Consider the following 15,530-nt stretch of genomic DNA (forward strand, 5'->3'; position numbering starts at 1 on the left):
CAAATAAATATATTTTTCACAGCCAATTATGGGTGAATGGTCAAAAAAAGTTGGTGAACGGGGAGAGGAAATTGTCCGTGCATTTCTTCGTCATCTAGGCTGGAATAATTGCCAAGAGAATATTGAACTGACGTGCTTAAGAAAAACAATACATAAAGCAGAAACTCATGGAATAGATTTATTATTTTCTTATCCATCTCCTTTGATTGATGATACCCTTGACAACTTGATAGTATCAGTCAAATACACGGCTAACGGCTATCCAACTTCCCCAAACAGTACATTCAAGTCTCATTTTTATGATCTTTCGAAGACTATTGAGTGCTTTAAAAGATCTTCTATTAGAGAATCTCTTATTCGCAATTTTCAAGTTCAAAACATATCTAATACGAGGGATATCGGAGTTCTTTTTTGGCTAAGCAATGATAGTACGGAAGACAATAATGACTTAATATCAAAAATTTGTAATGCACGTGAATTAACGAAATACAACTTTGACACAACATATGTCGTTGATAACCTCAAGGCTGAATTTATACGTGAAGTAAAGTCTTTTCTAGAATCACAGTATTCAAATGAAAAAATAGAGTTTTTCTATCAAAATACGGGCAAAAACTTTAACTATACTAGCCGTCGGGTTTCTGGAAACACTTTGCCAGTTGAATGTGTTAATTCTAATATACTTTTATTTCGCATTACATATACAGAAAATAATACGCAGATTCTTGTGCTGACAATACTGGACAAGTTTAGTTCTAAGAATTTAAAACGAATGATGGGTCTTGCCCTAGAAATAGGGCAAGGGTTGACAGCAAAAACATTGATTTTATTCCCTGACTATGATCCTTTACTACATTCCAATCAAGTAAATGAGGTCAAGCTTAGCTTTGTAGATCAAAGTTTCACAAATTTTCTTGAAGTCAAATCGTATAAACAAAATCTGAGAAATATATAAATCATGAATGAACAGCCTCCTAATCTTGATCAAATGCTTCCATTTGGAGAAAAGCTGCGTGAACTCATGGTTCAATCTTATGTCAGTCGTGGAGACTTAAATAATATTTTGAAAAGCAGAGGCATTTTTATTAAAAATACAGAAAAGAGAGATACGATACCAGTCTTGTCGAGTCTTCTTCTGAGTCCTGAAGAATTTGATCAGCTATGCGATTGTCAAAATATTCGAGAAGACAATCCAAAAATAATCACACAAAGTATCGCTTTTTCAAGTAATGAGTCATTAATAGACTGTATACCAGAAACTTTCAGTCTTCATGATTGTTTGGATTTAGAATATGCCCCATATAGAGTTAAGGGAGAACCAAAATTCATCCCTGTTCAAGATAATTTAGATCACATTAAAATGAACTTTCAAGTTGAGAGAACAGATTTATCAAAAAGCTGGGCAAATGAGAAAAAAGTTTTTTCGGGCTCTTTGGAAATAAAAAAAAATGAGGTTGATGAAAATATTCAGATTCTAATAACACATCATCACACTTCTCAAGAGACTAAGGTGATCAGTTCAAAAATATCACGAATTCTAATAAAAGAATTTAAGGAAGATGGACATATTGACGATCAAAAAAGTTTAGAGAAAATATTATTTTCTTCATTCTCGAATGAAAATAGAATTGCATACTTACTGGATATTACAAAGAATCTAGATTCTCCTATGCTCGACTTTTTAGGGATTGTTGATTTGGGAATTTCTCCAGATCCCAAGGTTGAGCTATCACGGGATTTAAACTGGATTCAATCTGAAATCAAAAAAATGAAATTAAATGGAGAGAATCTTCATAAAACTTTTTTTGTTTCCAGAAAAGACAATCATAAGTGTCTCGAAATATATCAATTAGATGCTCGATTTAAAATGTTAGATATCAAAGGAATTTCTGGGGAATGTGTTATTTCATTTCTTTTTAGAGACTTTCAAAAGAAGCAAGACAGAGAATCTGAGTTAGAAGTAGATGTCACCCGGATTTCTTCTGTTTCTCCCTTAAGAGGAATTAGTCAGAACGAGTTGAGAGGTTTTATTTTAAGAGAAATTGAGCAGAAAAAAATGACTTTATTCGAGAAATACAGAAGCAATAAATAGAGAATTTCAATTATGAACTTACCATTTCTAAGCAACTAATTGGGAACTGGGTAAATCCGCAGGGGCAAACTCAGCGAGGTTTAAACCCTTTTCAAAGATCTCATCGATCGCCACCATCTCCCCTTCTGTCGTCAGGAATTTATGATCTGGTGTCGCTCGAATAACCCCACCATTATCGAGTTGGTATTCGAACATCTGGCGATCGCCCCTTTGATGCCACTGTTCAACAGGTTGGGTATAAACAAACCCATTCTCATCAATACTGTAAACACTGCAAAGTAATTCTTTCTCCACAATCTCTCGAATGGGCAACACACCATATTCAACTGTCACAATGGGCGTTTCACCATCGAGGCAATACTCCGCAAACTTCACCATTTGATCAAACAGATCCTTTGAAACTTCCTGAGGTACACCATTTTTTGCCGCACCATCAATAAATTTCACCTCATGCTTTTTCATTTCGGCGATTTTCTTTTTACCCATCGCTCGGCGCAATAGATCCGCTTCCCCAAGGGAATAGCCCGCCAAATCCTGCGCCATTTTCATGATTTGCTCTTGGTAAACGAGCACGCCATAGGTTTCTTTGAGAATGGGACGGAGCAGTTCATGTTGATACCGAATTTCTTCGCGGCCATGCTTACGGTCGATAAAAATAGGGATCAGACCAGCATCTAGTGGGCCCGGACGGTAGAGCGCCAAAATAGACGAAATATCCTCAATGCCCGAAGGCTTCAGATCTTGCACAATCTTTTTCATACCATCGGACTCTAGCTGGAAAATTCCTGCCAGTTGGCCTTCTTCAAACAGACCATGGGTATTTTTGATATCTGGGGGTAGTTTTTTCGCTGTACCCTTCGCCAAAATTTCTAAAGCTCTCCGTTCATCGAGAGGCAACTGATCTAGATCTAATTCGACATCGCGATGTTTTTGGACGAGGTCAGCAGTTTTCTGAATGGTGGTGAGGTTACGCAGCCCCAAAAAGTCCATCTTGAGGAGGCCCATCGCCTCCACATCTTCCATGTAGTACTGCGTGATCACAGCACCCTCATTGTTGCGCTGCAATGGCACAGCTTCATCGAGGGGATCAGAGGAAATTACGACTCCGGCAGCGTGTACACCAAAGGTTTTATTGGTTCCTTCAATACGGATCGCCATATCCAGCCAACGTCGCACACCCGGATCGGTATCATAACGACGCTTAAATTCGGGCTCTGGTGTGTCGTCCGAGATCATTACCTTAAGCTTGGCGGGCTTACCTCTGGCAACAGGAATCATTTTTGCCATTTCATCGGATTCGGCATAGGGAATATCCAGCACCCGCGCAACGTCTTTGAGCACTGCTTTCGACGTCATTTTATTAAAGGTAATAATCTGCGCTACTCGCTCTTTGCCATATTTTTCGGTGACATATTCGATCATTTCCTGTCGCCGCTCAATACAAAAATCTGTATCAACATCAGGCATTGATTTCCGTTCGGGATTTAGGAAACGTTCAAATAATAAGGTGTGGTGAATGGGATCAATATTAGTAATACCGAGGGCATAGGCGACAAGAGACCCCGCGGCTGAGCCACGTCCAGGGCCAACGGGAATGTTATGGTCGCGAGCATATTTGATGTAGTCCCACACCACCAAAAAATAGGTAGAGAAACCCATCCGCTGCATCATTTTCAGTTCATATTCGAGGCGTTCTTTATAGGTAGGGTCAACTTCGCCGCGAGTTTTGCATTTCATGCGCTCCTTGAGTCCTTCCCATGTCACTTCTTCGAGATAACTATCAGCAGTGTGGCCGCTAGGGATTGGATAATCGGGAATGCGGGGTTCTCCCAAAATTTTGTAAGGTTGGACTTTTTCAGCGACTTCTAGGGTGTTAGCGATCGCCTCTTCGATAACTTCGGGGTCTAGGTGATCCTGAAAGAGCATACGCATCTCTTCCGCAGATTTAATATATTCTGTGCCGCTATACCGTAGGCGTTTATCTTCGGTAATCAGTTTGGCAGTTTGGATGCAAAGTAGGGCATCGTGGGCTTCTACGTCGTAGCAAGAAATGTAGTGGGAGTCATTCGTCGCGATGATTTTAATGCCAAGCTTGCGGGCAATTTTGACGATCGCCACATTAACAATGCGGTCTTCCTGGGAGCCATGGTCTTGGATTTCGAGGTAATAGTCATCACCCAATAAATCTTTGTACCATTTAGCCACATCCAACGCTCTCTGATATTCGCCCTTAAGGATGCACTGAGGCACTTCACCGCCAAGGCAAGCACTAGTCATAATTAGACCTTCATGGTGCTTTTCGATCAGTTCTTTGTTGATACAGGGACGCGCGAAAATCCCTCGGCCTTGGTAACCCTCAAGGTGAGAAATCGTGGTGAGTTTAACGAGATTTTTGTAGCCTTGAGTATTTTTGGCGAGGACAACTTGATGATATTTTTTGTGGCGTTTTAATTTACCGTTGCTCTGCATTTTGTCGTGGATGTCTGCATTAATCACATACATCTCATTGCCAATAATCGGCTTGATACCCTTGCCACGACAGGTTTTCAGTAGTTCAATTGCGCCATACATAACGCCATGATCCGTCAGGGCGATCGCTGGCATATTCAGTTCTTGGGCACGCTTAACGAGAGGCTTAATCTGGGACGCGCCATCAAGGAGAGAATAATCGCTGTGAATATGCAGACCGACAAAGGACATAAAGGCTAACCAACTCTATATGTAGTGGGTAGTTATCATTTTAGGGTAGGGTTTGGCGATCGCCACACATAAATATTGTGAAAAAAAACAGGTCTTACGCAACCTAGTGTTCTGTTCCTTAAGTGATCAATATCCAACAAATGCAATGTTTTATGATGACCCCGTATTTGAGCCAACAGTCGAACGAAATGGCCAAAGTACAATTTTAGACTTTTCTTAGAATTTATCTTGGCAAAGATACAATTTTCACGGCATCTTTAATGTTCTCCGGGAAATTACGGAATTAAAGTATTTAAAATTGTGGAATAGAAGATGGTAATTCCACTTTAGAGACTAAAAAAACACGATAACAATTTAGTTCTCCCCCATACAGGTGCTTAACGATATGCCTAATGATTCAGAGAGAAGAGATGACCCTCAAGGTTACTTAGATCTCATCTACCTATTGATAAACTCAAAAGTTAAGATTTCATCAAAAAAAACGTCAAACTTAACATGGAAAATCACACTTAATAATCCACAAATCAATTTCAATCTTACTCCGTTCAAGATTACGATCAATATCGTGCAGATTGCACTTGTTAGCTTTTTTCTTGGCGGCTTTCTAGCTGTTGTTCTCAACACGAATCATTCTCTTCTACAACAGTCTGAATCCTCTGAATCTTCTGAATCTTCTGAATCTTCTGAATCTTCTGAATCTTCTGAATCTTCTGAATCTTCTGAATCTTCTGAATCTTCTGAATCTTCTGAATCTTCTGAATCTTCTGAATCTTCTGAATCTTCTGAATCTTCTGAGACGAGAAATCCTTTAGTGGCTCATCTAACTTACTTTGACTCCAATACCTCTATCGTTTTTGAGGCATGTTTGTTTGATGATGGTTTTTATCAACCTGAGGTTGCAGTAGCTGTCTGCGGGGAAGCCATTGCTTTCAGTGATAGCCAGAGCGATACTATGTACAATCATCATGGCCTTTCAATCGGGAGCGTAGCAAACTTATTCGATTTCGATAGTACTTTTGAAGCAGATAATTCTTTTCAGTCTTTTATTGGATTCTTAGGAAAAGATGTCGTCCTTGGATGGGACGACATCTTTTCCCCGACTGCCATTGTAACGACAAAACCAACTACCGTTGTCGCTAAGAAACCAACTGCCGTTGTAATGACCGAACCAACTGCTATTGTCGCGACAAAACCAACTACCGTTGTAATGACTGAACCAACTGCCGTTGTACCCACTCCAACTTTTGTTCTGCCAATTTGGCTTGGGATATTTGGATCGGCACGCCATCGCAGCAGGAGTTAGTTTTCTTGCCAAGATCTCTCCTTGAGAATGAAGGAACAGATAATGCTCCATACTTCAATCTTAGTAAAGAGACATCTTTTATCAATCAGGCGATCACCTCATACAAGATCCTGAGATCCATCAAGGTGATCGCCGGCATATTCAGTTCTTGGGCACGCTTAACGAGAGGCTTAATCTGGGACGCGCCATCAAGGAGAGAATAATCGCTGTGGATATGCAGACCGACGAAGGACATAAAGGCTAGCCAACTCTATATGTAGTGGGTAGTTATCATTTATAGGATAGGGATTGGCGATCACCACGCAGAATATTTGATCAGAAAAACATGTCCTATGCAGCTAAATTATGTCGTTCTCTATGTCGACAATCTTCAAAAGTCCTTTGAGTTTTACAGCGAACTAGGGTTTGAGTTAACAGCAGAGCAACACGGCGAAGGACCAAAGCATTATTCTTTCCCAGTTGGCAATGTCATCTTTGAGATTTATCTAGCCAAAAATAATGCTGTTTCTCATATGCGATTGGGCATTGAAGTAGATATCAATGTGAATGGGTGGGACGGATCTTTGAGATTTTCGGGGTTAAGAAAATAATCAACCGTGGCATTACAAGTTTTCTTGAGCAGAGGGGAACCCACTTGATAACTATTTTTTTCGGTATTTAAACCCAACAAATAGCCTCTGATTTTTCTCGGTAACCACTGCAAATGGCGATCGCATGGCCACTGGATAAAACAGCCTTCAAATTACCTTTTGGACTACTTCCCAGTGCCGGAAAACCAAGTCTCAGTAACTATTTTTTCTATTACAACTTAGGTATTGAAATGGGTGTGCTATTACCTTTGAGTATATCTTTGGTGCTTATTAGATCACAAAAAACAACTTGGTGGAAGTGGGGCATTATCGGTTTGTTACTCGCGATTTCGATCTTTTTTATGCATTGGGCATATGGTCTCAGTCGCTAAAAAGAGGCGATCGCCATTCATGATGTCAGAGCTCATGTTTATGTAGTGTTGTATTTACGTTGTGTTTTCATTTCGATTCTTTTCGCTACCATCGAAATAGCGAAGCTCTAGAGGGTCACATCATGGCTAAACCCCAAGTAACAAAGGCAATTCTCCTCAAAGATGTCACCGATAAAGATACGGTTAAGTGGGTGCAATCCCAGTTGGCAAGTGGTGATTATTTGAAGACTAGCGATGTTGATGGTTTAGTGGGGCCGAAAAGCATTGGCGCTTTGCGAGAATTTAAAGAAGAAATGCTTTTGGCCTATCCCGAAGCAATTGGAGCAGGAACGATTGATGCCCTCGCGAAATTATCACCAAAACCAGAGGCCGGAGAATTTATTCCGAAAATCACCAAGGCTATTTTACTTAAAGATGTCACTGATGCTGAAACGGTGAAGTGGGTGCAATCGAAGCTTGTTAATGGTGCCTATTTGAGCCAGAGTGATGTTGATGGAAAAGTGGGGCAAAAAACTATTGCTGCCCTACGAAAATTTAAAGAAGAAGGTTTTTTAGCCTATCCTGAAGCCCTTGGTGCTAGTACGATTGATGCGTTAGATGAGTTGACACCGAAACACCAGGTTTCTGAGCAAGGCCAAGTTGTTCAATCGAGCTCCAGCGGTAGTACTGGCCCCAAAACAGGTAAATCCAGAACCTTACCTGTGGTAGGTCTCGTCTATGAAAATCAGATGATTGTGCCCAACAGCAACATTACTTGGGGTGAAATGACCCGGGGTTTTTCGCGATTGCCAATGTCTACAAGTCAGTTTGGTAGCCAAGAACAAATTGTCAGAAATATGATGGCAACGGCCAAAGCTTTTGGGAAAGTACGACAAAAATTTGGTTCACCAATTCGAATTACCAGTGCTTATCGTCCACCGAATCTGAAAATTGGAGCATCAAGATCCCAACATAAATATGCACGGGCTCTAGATGTGCAGCCGATGAATGGTAATTATCAGGGCTTATTAAATGCGATTAAGGCTGTGCCTGAGATTAAAGGGGTTGGTATTGCTGGGCCTCGCAAGGGATTTTGGCATATGGATATTCGACCCATCGCCAGACGAATTACGTTCGGTTATTAATTGATATTTTGCTTAGAAAAGGCGATCGCCCCATTATTCCCAACCTTGTTGTACTCGCGTAATTTTAGCGACCTCTGAGGAGATTAAATAACTCCAATCTCCATTGGAATCTTTAAATTGACGGCGTTCTTGATAGAGTTGCTTGGCTGTGGCGATAATCTGTGTCTTTTTCACGGCGATCGCCCAAGGTCTTAATATCAGGTCATTTATGGGCAAATTACTCACATGATGGCCGTCGATTTCGTAGATGCGAATAGGGTTATGGGAAGACAAACATCGATAGGGTTTGATTTGATTTTCAATCTGGGTACAGACAAAACGTTCAACGACTTCGCATAACACCAAACGATTAAAGAAAATCCAAAAATCGTTGTCTGTATCAATATTTGGAAAGCCGTTATTTTTTAAAGTTGGGATGAGTAGATCACCGTCGTCAAAACCCCATTTACTGAGGAGATGCTCGCTTTGAAATTCAATCAATGATGAACTATCCGCCACCGTTATACAGTAGTTGCCATACTCAAAAATAGGCGATCGCCTAACGTCAGAATTTCGTCGTGATGGTGAATCAGTTTTTGCCATTCGTCGGGAATATTGTCTAGGCCATAATAAATACCCGCCAATCCACCGGCGATCGCCGCAGTTGTGTCTGTGTCGTCACCGAGGTTTACGGCAGCTAAAACTGTGTCCGCATAGTTGCCATTATTGAGGCAGCACCACAGAGAGGCTTCGAGTGTATGGACAACATAACCACTGGATTCAATTTCTTCAATCGATAAATTGCCCACAGAACCGAGTAAGACATCCTCGTAATGTTCGAGTTCGTTGTGGTAAATGGAGTTGCTATAAAATTCCTGTGATCGCCTAATTCCTAATTCATAGGCTGTCGTCAAATCCTGATTTTTTAGAAGCTCAATGGCAATACTCAGATAAATGCCACAAGCGACTAATGAACGGGGATGGCGGTGGGTGAGAGATGAAATATTGTGGGTGAGATCCAGCAACTCTGCATAGGGCAACATGTCAGCGAAAAAAGCAAGGGGCAAAATTCGCATCAGAGAACCATTGCCATTACTGCGTTCATCACTTCCACCCGCTTCTAAGGGACTGACCCCAGACAAAATTTTGCGAATGGCGATCGCCGTAGTTTGGCCCACATCAAATGTTTCGCCGTGAGGAGTCCAATAGGATTGCTCTAGCCATAGCCCCATTTTTCGGCCTAGATGTTCTGGCAGCTCATCTCCTAAACCTACTTCGGCGATCGCCTCCGCAAGACAAAACGTCAAAGAGCTATCATCAGACCAAGTGCCAGGCGGTTGATTATAAGTCCCGAAACCTCGCATCGAAATAACCGGATCACTATGCCGTTCTTCCCGCGTTGAAAATTCCACCGGAACCCCCAGCGCATCTGCGACACAGACCCCCATTAAACCGCCTTTAATCTGAGCTGCTGTAACCATCTACTTTGCCTCTGGTAATGTCGCAAAAATTTGTTTGATCAGCATTTGCGTTTTATTTTCGAGCTTCTGCCAATCTACAGCACCTGATGCTTCAAAAAGGTTCGTGTCGATATCAACTTCGCAACTTTCTCCATTTACTGACTCACTCGGATATTGCACAAAACAGACCTGATAACACAAATCCCAGAGGTTAATATCGTGCTCCGCTTCCTCACATTTGAGGTGCAACACATAGCCAGGGTAAGGATCTTGAATTTCTTCGTATTCTCCTTCCCAGTCAGAATCTTCCAGTTGATCTCGAAAATTATCCACAACCCGAATAAACGCTGGTTGCATCAACAATTGCGCTTGCTCCCATGCCGAATGGGTTTTAAATTTTGGCTTCATAGCCCAAGAATTCCCCTAACAAATACAGTGAACCGCATAACACTACAGTTTCTCCGGTGGCGATCGCCGAATCAAGGGCTTCCGGTAAAGTTTTGTGGGTAAGACATTGTTTCAGCCCTGGACAAATTAGCTGGGCTAACATCCCCAACTCACTCGGTTTGGCGCTGCTATGACCGCCCACAGGTACAAGATGTAATGTATCTTTCTCTCTCAACAACGCGCGAAAAACATTTTGATGATCCTTTGTCGAGAGCATTCCCATCACCCAAGTAACAGGCTGCGATAATCCATCAACATAATCTCGTAAAGCTTCTGCTGCAACACCATTGTGAGCACCATCAATCAATATTTTCTGACCTTTCCATTGTCGCCATTCAATTCGCCCAGCCCAACTTGTTTGCGCAATCCCTTCTCGGAGCTGGGCATCAGAAATCTGCCACCCTTGCTTTCGTAACGAATAAATTGCTTCGATGGCGATCGCCGAATTATGGAGCTGAATATCCCCAAGTAGCGGCAAATCATACTCAAATCCTTGGTAATTAGCCAATCCAGCTTCTGTTCTGGTCGCCGCTTGAATCCATGTGGCCGGACAATTTACTGATTCCGCCTTTTCCTGAATTACCTTTGCCGCAATTTCTGGCACTTCCCCAATTACCGCCGGACAATCTTGTTTCAAAACACCCGCTTTCTCGCCAGCAATTTTGTCGAGGGTCTTTCCCAATCGTTGCCAATGATCCATCCCAATCGAGGTGATCACAGACACTAGGGGGCGATCGCAGACATTCGTCGAATCTAGCCGCCCTCCTAATCCCACTTCAATCACTGCAATGTCTACTTTTTCTTGCGCAAAATACACAAATGCGGCTGCAGTAATAATCTCAAATTGGGTAGGTGTTTCATCTTCTGGGGCGATCGCCGCTTTCACTGTTTCTAAAATAGCGAGTAATCGTTCAGCAGAAATTTGTTGATTATTGATGCACATCCGTTCAGTCCAGCTCACTAAATGAGGCGACGTAAATCGACCAACCTTATAGTCTGCCGCCTTCAAAATCGATGATAAATATGCACATACCGAACCCTTCCCATTCGTACCCGCAACATGGGCGATCACCACAGAATTTTGAGGATTTCTGAGATTATTCAATAACGTTTGAATCCGACTTAAACCCAGATTGATCCCAAAGTGCTGAAATTGCCCTAATAAATCCGAAACCGCAGCGTAAGACATGGAAATTCACTATTCACAGAAGAGTTCATAATACTGCGCTGCAACCCGTTCAGGCTCATGGATCTCGATCGGATAATCTGCTGTTTGTTCCGCTTCCATAATCCGAATCATCTGCGTCGCCAAAACCTTTGGGTCTCGACTTGTCGCCACAAATTCAGGGCAGTGTTCCATATATTCTGGGATATTCGGCGGTAAAACTACTGGTCGTTTCAGGGCGATCGCCTCCAAAGCAAACCTTGAAATCGATTCCACAGGCGACAAATTCACACACAAGCTTGCCCCTTTAATTAAAGCTAAAACTTCTGAGCGTGGCGCATTCCCCAAATACACTACATTTCTTGCTTTGAGACCTTCAAGAACTACTGGATTTTGTGTCTTTAGAAACCCAGAAAGTACAAGCTTAAGCTGTGGATATTTCGGCGAAATCTCTTCAATAAATATTTTCAGTAAAAGATCAACACCTTTTGATTCTTTCAGCATCCCAGCATAGAAAATATAAGGCTGATCTGTCAGCAGAAATTTCTCTAAGGTTTCATCTGTAAATCTATCTGCAACAAAAATTTTCTCTTGAGGAATTGGAATATATCGTATCTTTTTTGATTTTATCCCTCCAGAAATTAGATATTGAGTAATATTTTTAGAACAAGAAATGACGAGCTTATATTTGTTCAGCTGAGGAATTTCTTTCTGTGGAAGCAGTACATCTCTAACATCAGCAATGAAATTAATATCTTTGTATAAACTGGTTAGTCGATTAATCACTAGATAGAAAAAATTAATCTGATTATAGAAGCTGGTATGAACTAAAAAAATATTGCATTTTTGAGGTTTAATCTCTTTCCTTAACTGGAAATATTTAATGTTTTGAAGGATATATTTCCAGATATCTCGTAACAGCTGTTTATCTTTTCCAGAACGCTGTGGCAATAAACTTACATACTCAAAATTTTGCCATTTCTCTTGAGAACACTGCTGTTCTTTAGCTTTCTCACTAAAAACACGAAAATCAAGTGGGTATTGTTGCAGTGACTGCAACAGCAATTGATAATAGGTTGCAGCACCTGTCCCGCTACCAAAAAAAATAGGTGTAATGATTGAAATTTTCTTGTTCTTTTCCATTCCAATCTTTTAAAGACCTAATATCTGCTTTAGTTTCCGTTGAATACGTGCCGGATATCCAAATACTAAACGTGCTGTTTTTTGATCTGTTTCGAGATCCCGAATCACAAAGTCTGGATGTAGTAATGGAAAATCCACAGAAGAAACTGCCATATTAGCAAATATACTTTTGTTATTTTTTGTACGACTTGCTGCTTCTCCAAAACCAATGTTAGAAATCAAATTAACATTGGGCATGATGGAGAGTCCACTCTGAGTCCAACAAGTGAAAGACCATTGATAGTCCCATGTGTCTACAGCTTTCTCATACATTTTCTGAAAGATTTTAGAGCGGTATTTAATTGTCAGCCAATCGTTATTAAAAATATCTTTTAACCAGCCACCGTCTCGGATCTTTGGCCATTGCTTCAAATCAACATCGTAATGTTGCCAAGCTCTTCTCCATGTGGCCCACCCCCAAATATGATAGTACTTGGAAAAGTAATAGCTATCTTGCGTCCGGGCTTTACCAAATTGAAAATTATCACCTGAAATCATCATGATACGAGTGTCATGGCGATATTTTTCGAGTAGTTCTTCGCAAAATGGGAAAAAGCTAGGATCTGGCAAACAATCGTCTTCTAAAATAATCGCTTCTTCAACTTGATCAAAAACCCAATTGATACCGGATGAAACGCGTTTTTTGCAGCCAAGATTTGTATCTGAATAGTTGGTGAGAACTTCGCAATCCCAATCGACTTCTTTAATGATGTTTCTGGTGGCAATACATTTGTCTGCTTCGTCCGGGCGATCGCCCCGAGGCCCGTCTGCAATAACAAGAAGTTTCGGCGGCTGGGCTTGTCGAATAGCTTCAAAAACACGGCGAGTGGTGTCAGGGCGATTAAAGATGATGAAGGCGACGGGCGTTTTCATAATGCTCTTCTAAATCTGCCACTGGAGTTGCTGACAAAGCCATTGAATCCCTGTGGAAACTGTATTGGTATCAACACAGATCAGGTCATGATGGCCTGCACCTTCAATCAATTCCAGACGCTTTGGTTCATTGGCGATCGCCATCAATCTTTCACTCATGAAGCTCGGAACGGTGTCATCCACAGTGCCATGACAGAGAAAAATGGGGATATTGAGCAACGGTAATTTTCGACGCGAATCAAAACGTTGGTTCAAAATCCAGTTAATCGGAAAAACCTGCATATAGGCTTTGGTGATGGACATTTCTACCATTGAGGCAAACGTCGACTCTAAAAATAGTCCAGCGCAATCATAGCGTGTTGCGAGTTCTGTGGCGATCGCCCCGCCGAGGGAATGCCCATAAATCAACAAATTTTTGGGTTCAACCTGCTTCTGCTGGAGAAGGAAATGGTAGCCTACCGCCGCGTCTTCATAGACCCTGGCTTCATTTGGAAACACTGGAGTGCTCGCGCCATAGCCCCGATAGTTCAGCATTAAGACATTAAAACCGAGCTGGTTGAGCAGTTTTAAAGTTTCAAAATTGCAATCTTCGTAGCCACTATTGCCATGCAAAAATAAAATGGTTTTGCCATTGCTGTGTTCACCAGGAAACCACCACGACACAACATCTTCTGTATCGGAGCTGCCCGTCGCTAATCTTTTCGTTTCGTAGGCGATCGCCAAATCATCTGGAATGGGATTTTCAGGCTGAAACTGTGGTTCAAAAATAATGCGTCGTTGCACCACAAATAACAGTAAACAGATTCCCAGATAGAGCAGTCCCAAACTCAGGCCGAATTCAGCAAACAAAAGCATATCAGCAATTCCAAACGACGCATGTATCATAAACACTCATCTTTCCCTGACCGCAAGCTGACGGACAGTTTGATAAGCGTCCAGATCACCGCAACTTTTGAGCAATTTTCACTGTAAATATAAATCTGGACTGAGGCCAATCACCTGACGATCACAGCGTTAAATCACTCTGCCCATAAGGTTACTGAAATCCGTCCAACTTTATCCTGATGTTTACCAAATATTGACGAAGTATAAGTAATTACCGAGGGGTGGCTCACTAAATTCATGGCAATTTATGTCAGGGTCAGTCTTTCTGTAAGCGTTCAGTCGTTATTTCATACATAGATTTCATTATGACTAGCCAGCTCTGCTACTTTCCTGAAATGACCCAGCCTTCGGACGCCAAGTCTACGGTGCTTCCTCTCAAGCGTAAGGCGAAAAAAGAAGAGACGGTAATTCGCTATTTTCCAGAGCTAGAAGACGCGGAAGCCCAGGCTCGTACTTCAGCAGGAAGAATGACGGCAGCAAAACTGACACCCCGAATCCATGAAGCTTTAAATTCTGATGAATCCTATATTGCGGCGATCGCCCAAATTGGGACAGGAAAAATAGATGCGAAGAAACAGGCAGAACTCCTCAGAAATGTCGTTGCGGCAACGGTCAGAGCTACAATCACCGAAGTCCAAACTGCTCCTGAAAAATTCCAACTGGACTATCCAAAGTCTCCTTGGTTACCTGGCTACCTAAAGCAATTGACGGCTCCTCTACTTGAGAAGACGCCAGACCCAGAAGTGGCATCTTTTGAGAAAGATCGTCTTATTAAATTTCAGAAAATTGGTCAATTATTAAAGCGCACCCGTGAAAAGCGTGGCCTCTCCCATAATCAACTCAATCATCTCACCCATATTTTGACATCGCATATCGTAGCGATCGAAGCAGGTGATTTTAAATCTCTGCCAGAGCCTCTCTACGTTAAAGGGTTTATTCATCGTTTAGGGGATGCTCTCGGGCTTAATGGGAAGGCGATCGCTGCGACATTCCCCATGCCAAAGCCTCCCGAATCCCGTTACAAAACTGCAAAAAAAGCACAAGATACTTGGACAACGGAAGCGGGTCGATATATGGGCTATACAGCGCTAATGATGGGTGCTGTCAGCGGTTTATCTTGGAGTCTTCAACAGGCTCAAAAGTCAGTTCAACCCGCGCCGCAGCCTGTTACACCTCCATCAAATAATCAAGCAGCTGATGAAGTGGCGCCCCAAATTGTGCAAACCGATGCAAAAATCTCTCCACCAGAGATGATGCGCATGCCTTAAGTTTTTGGATTCTCACGTCAGGTGATCGCCATCCCAATTCGCGAAATATAGCAGTGGTCATTTAGTTTGATACGTCATGTGAACCTCAATC

At 41.9% G+C, this 15,530-nt stretch carries 15 protein-coding genes and 1 pseudogene; 7 read left to right on the forward strand and 9 right to left on the reverse strand.

Annotated features, from left to right (window positions below; genetic code table 11):
• Nucleotides 1-28 precede the first annotated feature (28 nt).
• The gene (locus LEPTO7376_RS13695; protein ID WP_015134764.1) at nucleotides 29-955 is read left to right on the forward strand and encodes a hypothetical protein; all 927 of its coding nucleotides are present in this window, start codon (nucleotides 29-31) and stop codon (nucleotides 953-955) included.
• A gap of 3 nt (nucleotides 956-958) precedes the next feature.
• Entirely contained in the window at nucleotides 959-2,092 is a 1,134-nt protein-coding gene (locus LEPTO7376_RS13700) for a hypothetical protein (RefSeq protein WP_015134765.1), read from the forward strand.
• 27 nt (nucleotides 2,093-2,119) lie between these two features.
• On the opposite strand, the gene LEPTO7376_RS13705 is transcribed toward LEPTO7376_RS13700, so the two are convergent.
• Nucleotides 2,120-4,792, reverse strand: coding sequence for a trans-splicing intein-formed DNA polymerase III subunit alpha N-terminal partner DnaE-N (locus LEPTO7376_RS13705; RefSeq protein WP_015134766.1), 2,673 nt, complete (start codon nucleotides 4,790-4,792; stop codon nucleotides 2,120-2,122).
• A gap of 385 nt (nucleotides 4,793-5,177) precedes the next feature.
• Between LEPTO7376_RS13705 and LEPTO7376_RS23615 the strand changes: the two genes are divergently transcribed.
• Nucleotides 5,178-6,095: a PTPA-CTERM sorting domain-containing protein gene (locus tag LEPTO7376_RS23615; RefSeq protein ID WP_015134767.1), complete on the forward strand. Its 918-nt coding sequence runs from the start codon at nucleotides 5,178-5,180 to the stop codon at nucleotides 6,093-6,095.
• A 91-nt stretch (nucleotides 6,096-6,186) separates the two neighbouring features.
• Here LEPTO7376_RS23615 and LEPTO7376_RS24825 read toward each other — a convergent pair.
• A pseudogene (locus tag LEPTO7376_RS24825) lies at nucleotides 6,187-6,330 on the reverse strand (PHP domain-containing protein); the annotation flags it as partial.
• A 97-nt stretch (nucleotides 6,331-6,427) separates the two neighbouring features.
• Between LEPTO7376_RS24825 and LEPTO7376_RS13715 the strand changes: the two are divergent.
• From LEPTO7376_RS13715 to LEPTO7376_RS23620, 3 genes are all read left to right on the forward strand, one after another.
• Nucleotides 6,428-6,685 (forward strand): VOC family protein, encoded by a 258-nt coding sequence (locus LEPTO7376_RS13715; protein WP_015134769.1) that lies wholly within the window; start codon nucleotides 6,428-6,430, stop codon nucleotides 6,683-6,685.
• A gap of 113 nt (nucleotides 6,686-6,798) precedes the next feature.
• Nucleotides 6,799-7,056 carry a hypothetical protein gene (locus LEPTO7376_RS13720; protein WP_015134770.1) on the forward strand — a complete coding sequence of 86 codons (258 nt, stop codon included), beginning with the start codon at nucleotides 6,799-6,801 and terminating at the stop codon, nucleotides 7,054-7,056.
• 122 nt (nucleotides 7,057-7,178) lie between these two features.
• Entirely contained in the window at nucleotides 7,179-8,180 is a 1,002-nt protein-coding gene (locus LEPTO7376_RS23620; RefSeq protein ID WP_015134771.1) for a D-Ala-D-Ala carboxypeptidase family metallohydrolase, read from the forward strand.
• 33 nt (nucleotides 8,181-8,213) lie between these two features.
• Here the strand turns inward: LEPTO7376_RS23620 and LEPTO7376_RS13730 are convergent, their stop codons facing one another.
• Genes LEPTO7376_RS13730 through LEPTO7376_RS13760 form a run of 7 tightly spaced genes read right to left on the reverse strand, consistent with a single transcriptional unit; the run spans nucleotide 8,214 to nucleotide 14,141 of the window.
• Complete coding sequence (locus LEPTO7376_RS13730; protein ID WP_160148461.1) at nucleotides 8,214-8,762, reverse strand: hypothetical protein; 549 nt, start codon at nucleotides 8,760-8,762, stop codon at nucleotides 8,214-8,216.
• Nucleotides 8,681-9,640, reverse strand: coding sequence for an ADP-ribosylglycohydrolase family protein (locus LEPTO7376_RS13735; protein WP_015134773.1), 960 nt, complete (start codon nucleotides 9,638-9,640; stop codon nucleotides 8,681-8,683). The genes LEPTO7376_RS13730 and LEPTO7376_RS13735 overlap by 82 nt, the downstream gene beginning before the upstream one ends.
• Nucleotides 9,641-10,027 (reverse strand): hypothetical protein, encoded by a 387-nt coding sequence (locus LEPTO7376_RS13740; protein WP_015134774.1) that lies wholly within the window; start codon nucleotides 10,025-10,027, stop codon nucleotides 9,641-9,643.
• The gene (locus LEPTO7376_RS13745) at nucleotides 10,011-11,255 is read right to left on the reverse strand and encodes a folylpolyglutamate synthase/dihydrofolate synthase family protein (protein ID WP_015134775.1); all 1,245 of its coding nucleotides are present in this window, start codon (nucleotides 11,253-11,255) and stop codon (nucleotides 10,011-10,013) included. Before LEPTO7376_RS13745 ends, LEPTO7376_RS13740 begins: the two co-directional genes overlap by 17 nt.
• A gap of 9 nt (nucleotides 11,256-11,264) precedes the next feature.
• Nucleotides 11,265-12,374, reverse strand: a complete 1,110-nt coding sequence (locus tag LEPTO7376_RS13750) for a glycosyltransferase family 4 protein (RefSeq protein ID WP_015134776.1) — start codon at nucleotides 12,372-12,374, stop codon at nucleotides 11,265-11,267.
• Between the two features lie 9 nt (nucleotides 12,375-12,383).
• Entirely contained in the window at nucleotides 12,384-13,286 is a 903-nt protein-coding gene (locus LEPTO7376_RS13755) for a methyltransferase FkbM (RefSeq protein WP_015134777.1), read from the reverse strand.
• A 9-nt stretch (nucleotides 13,287-13,295) separates the two neighbouring features.
• Nucleotides 13,296-14,141, reverse strand: a complete 846-nt coding sequence (locus LEPTO7376_RS13760) for an alpha/beta hydrolase (protein ID WP_015134778.1) — start codon at nucleotides 14,139-14,141, stop codon at nucleotides 13,296-13,298.
• 335 nt (nucleotides 14,142-14,476) lie between these two features.
• Between LEPTO7376_RS13760 and LEPTO7376_RS23625 the strand changes: the two genes are divergently transcribed.
• Nucleotides 14,477-15,439 (forward strand): RodZ family helix-turn-helix domain-containing protein, encoded by a 963-nt coding sequence (locus LEPTO7376_RS23625; protein WP_015134779.1) that lies wholly within the window; start codon nucleotides 14,477-14,479, stop codon nucleotides 15,437-15,439.
• The last annotated feature ends 91 nt before the right edge of the window (nucleotides 15,440-15,530 follow it).

The organism is [Leptolyngbya] sp. PCC 7376 (assembly GCF_000316605.1).
In the GTDB taxonomy this organism is placed as follows: Bacteria; Cyanobacteriota; Cyanobacteriia; order Cyanobacteriales; family MRBY01; genus MRBY01.

Excerpts from the sequence above, each read along its gene's own strand:
- LEPTO7376_RS13740 (WP_015134774.1), bottom strand. The coding sequence starts at position 10,027 with ATGAAGCCAAAATTTAAAACCCATTCGGCATGGGAGCAAGCGCAATTG.
- LEPTO7376_RS13730 (WP_160148461.1), bottom strand. The coding sequence starts at position 8,762 with ATGGCAAAAACTGATTCACCATCACGACGAAATTCTGACGTTAGGCGA.
- LEPTO7376_RS23620 (WP_015134771.1), top strand. The coding sequence starts at position 7,179 with ATGGCTAAACCCCAAGTAACAAAGGCAATTCTCCTCAAAGATGTCACC.
- LEPTO7376_RS13755 (WP_015134777.1), bottom strand. The coding sequence starts at position 13,286 with ATGAAAACGCCCGTCGCCTTCATCATCTTTAATCGCCCTGACACCACT.
- LEPTO7376_RS13745 (WP_015134775.1), bottom strand. The coding sequence starts at position 11,255 with ATGTCTTACGCTGCGGTTTCGGATTTATTAGGGCAATTTCAGCACTTT.
- LEPTO7376_RS13695 (WP_015134764.1), top strand. The coding sequence starts at position 29 with ATGGGTGAATGGTCAAAAAAAGTTGGTGAACGGGGAGAGGAAATTGTC.
- LEPTO7376_RS13760 (WP_015134778.1), bottom strand. The coding sequence starts at position 14,141 with ATGCTTTTGTTTGCTGAATTCGGCCTGAGTTTGGGACTGCTCTATCTG.
- LEPTO7376_RS13705 (WP_015134766.1), bottom strand. The coding sequence starts at position 4,792 with ATGTCCTTTGTCGGTCTGCATATTCACAGCGATTATTCTCTCCTTGAT.
- LEPTO7376_RS13750 (WP_015134776.1), bottom strand. The coding sequence starts at position 12,374 with ATGGAAAAGAACAAGAAAATTTCAATCATTACACCTATTTTTTTTGGT.
- LEPTO7376_RS13720 (WP_015134770.1), top strand. The coding sequence starts at position 6,799 with ATGGCGATCGCATGGCCACTGGATAAAACAGCCTTCAAATTACCTTTT.
- LEPTO7376_RS23625 (WP_015134779.1), top strand. The coding sequence starts at position 14,477 with ATGACTAGCCAGCTCTGCTACTTTCCTGAAATGACCCAGCCTTCGGAC.
- LEPTO7376_RS13735 (WP_015134773.1), bottom strand. The coding sequence starts at position 9,640 with ATGGTTACAGCAGCTCAGATTAAAGGCGGTTTAATGGGGGTCTGTGTC.
- LEPTO7376_RS23615 (WP_015134767.1), top strand. The coding sequence starts at position 5,178 with ATGCCTAATGATTCAGAGAGAAGAGATGACCCTCAAGGTTACTTAGAT.
- LEPTO7376_RS13715 (WP_015134769.1), top strand. The coding sequence starts at position 6,428 with ATGCAGCTAAATTATGTCGTTCTCTATGTCGACAATCTTCAAAAGTCC.
- LEPTO7376_RS13700 (WP_015134765.1), top strand. The coding sequence starts at position 959 with ATGAATGAACAGCCTCCTAATCTTGATCAAATGCTTCCATTTGGAGAA.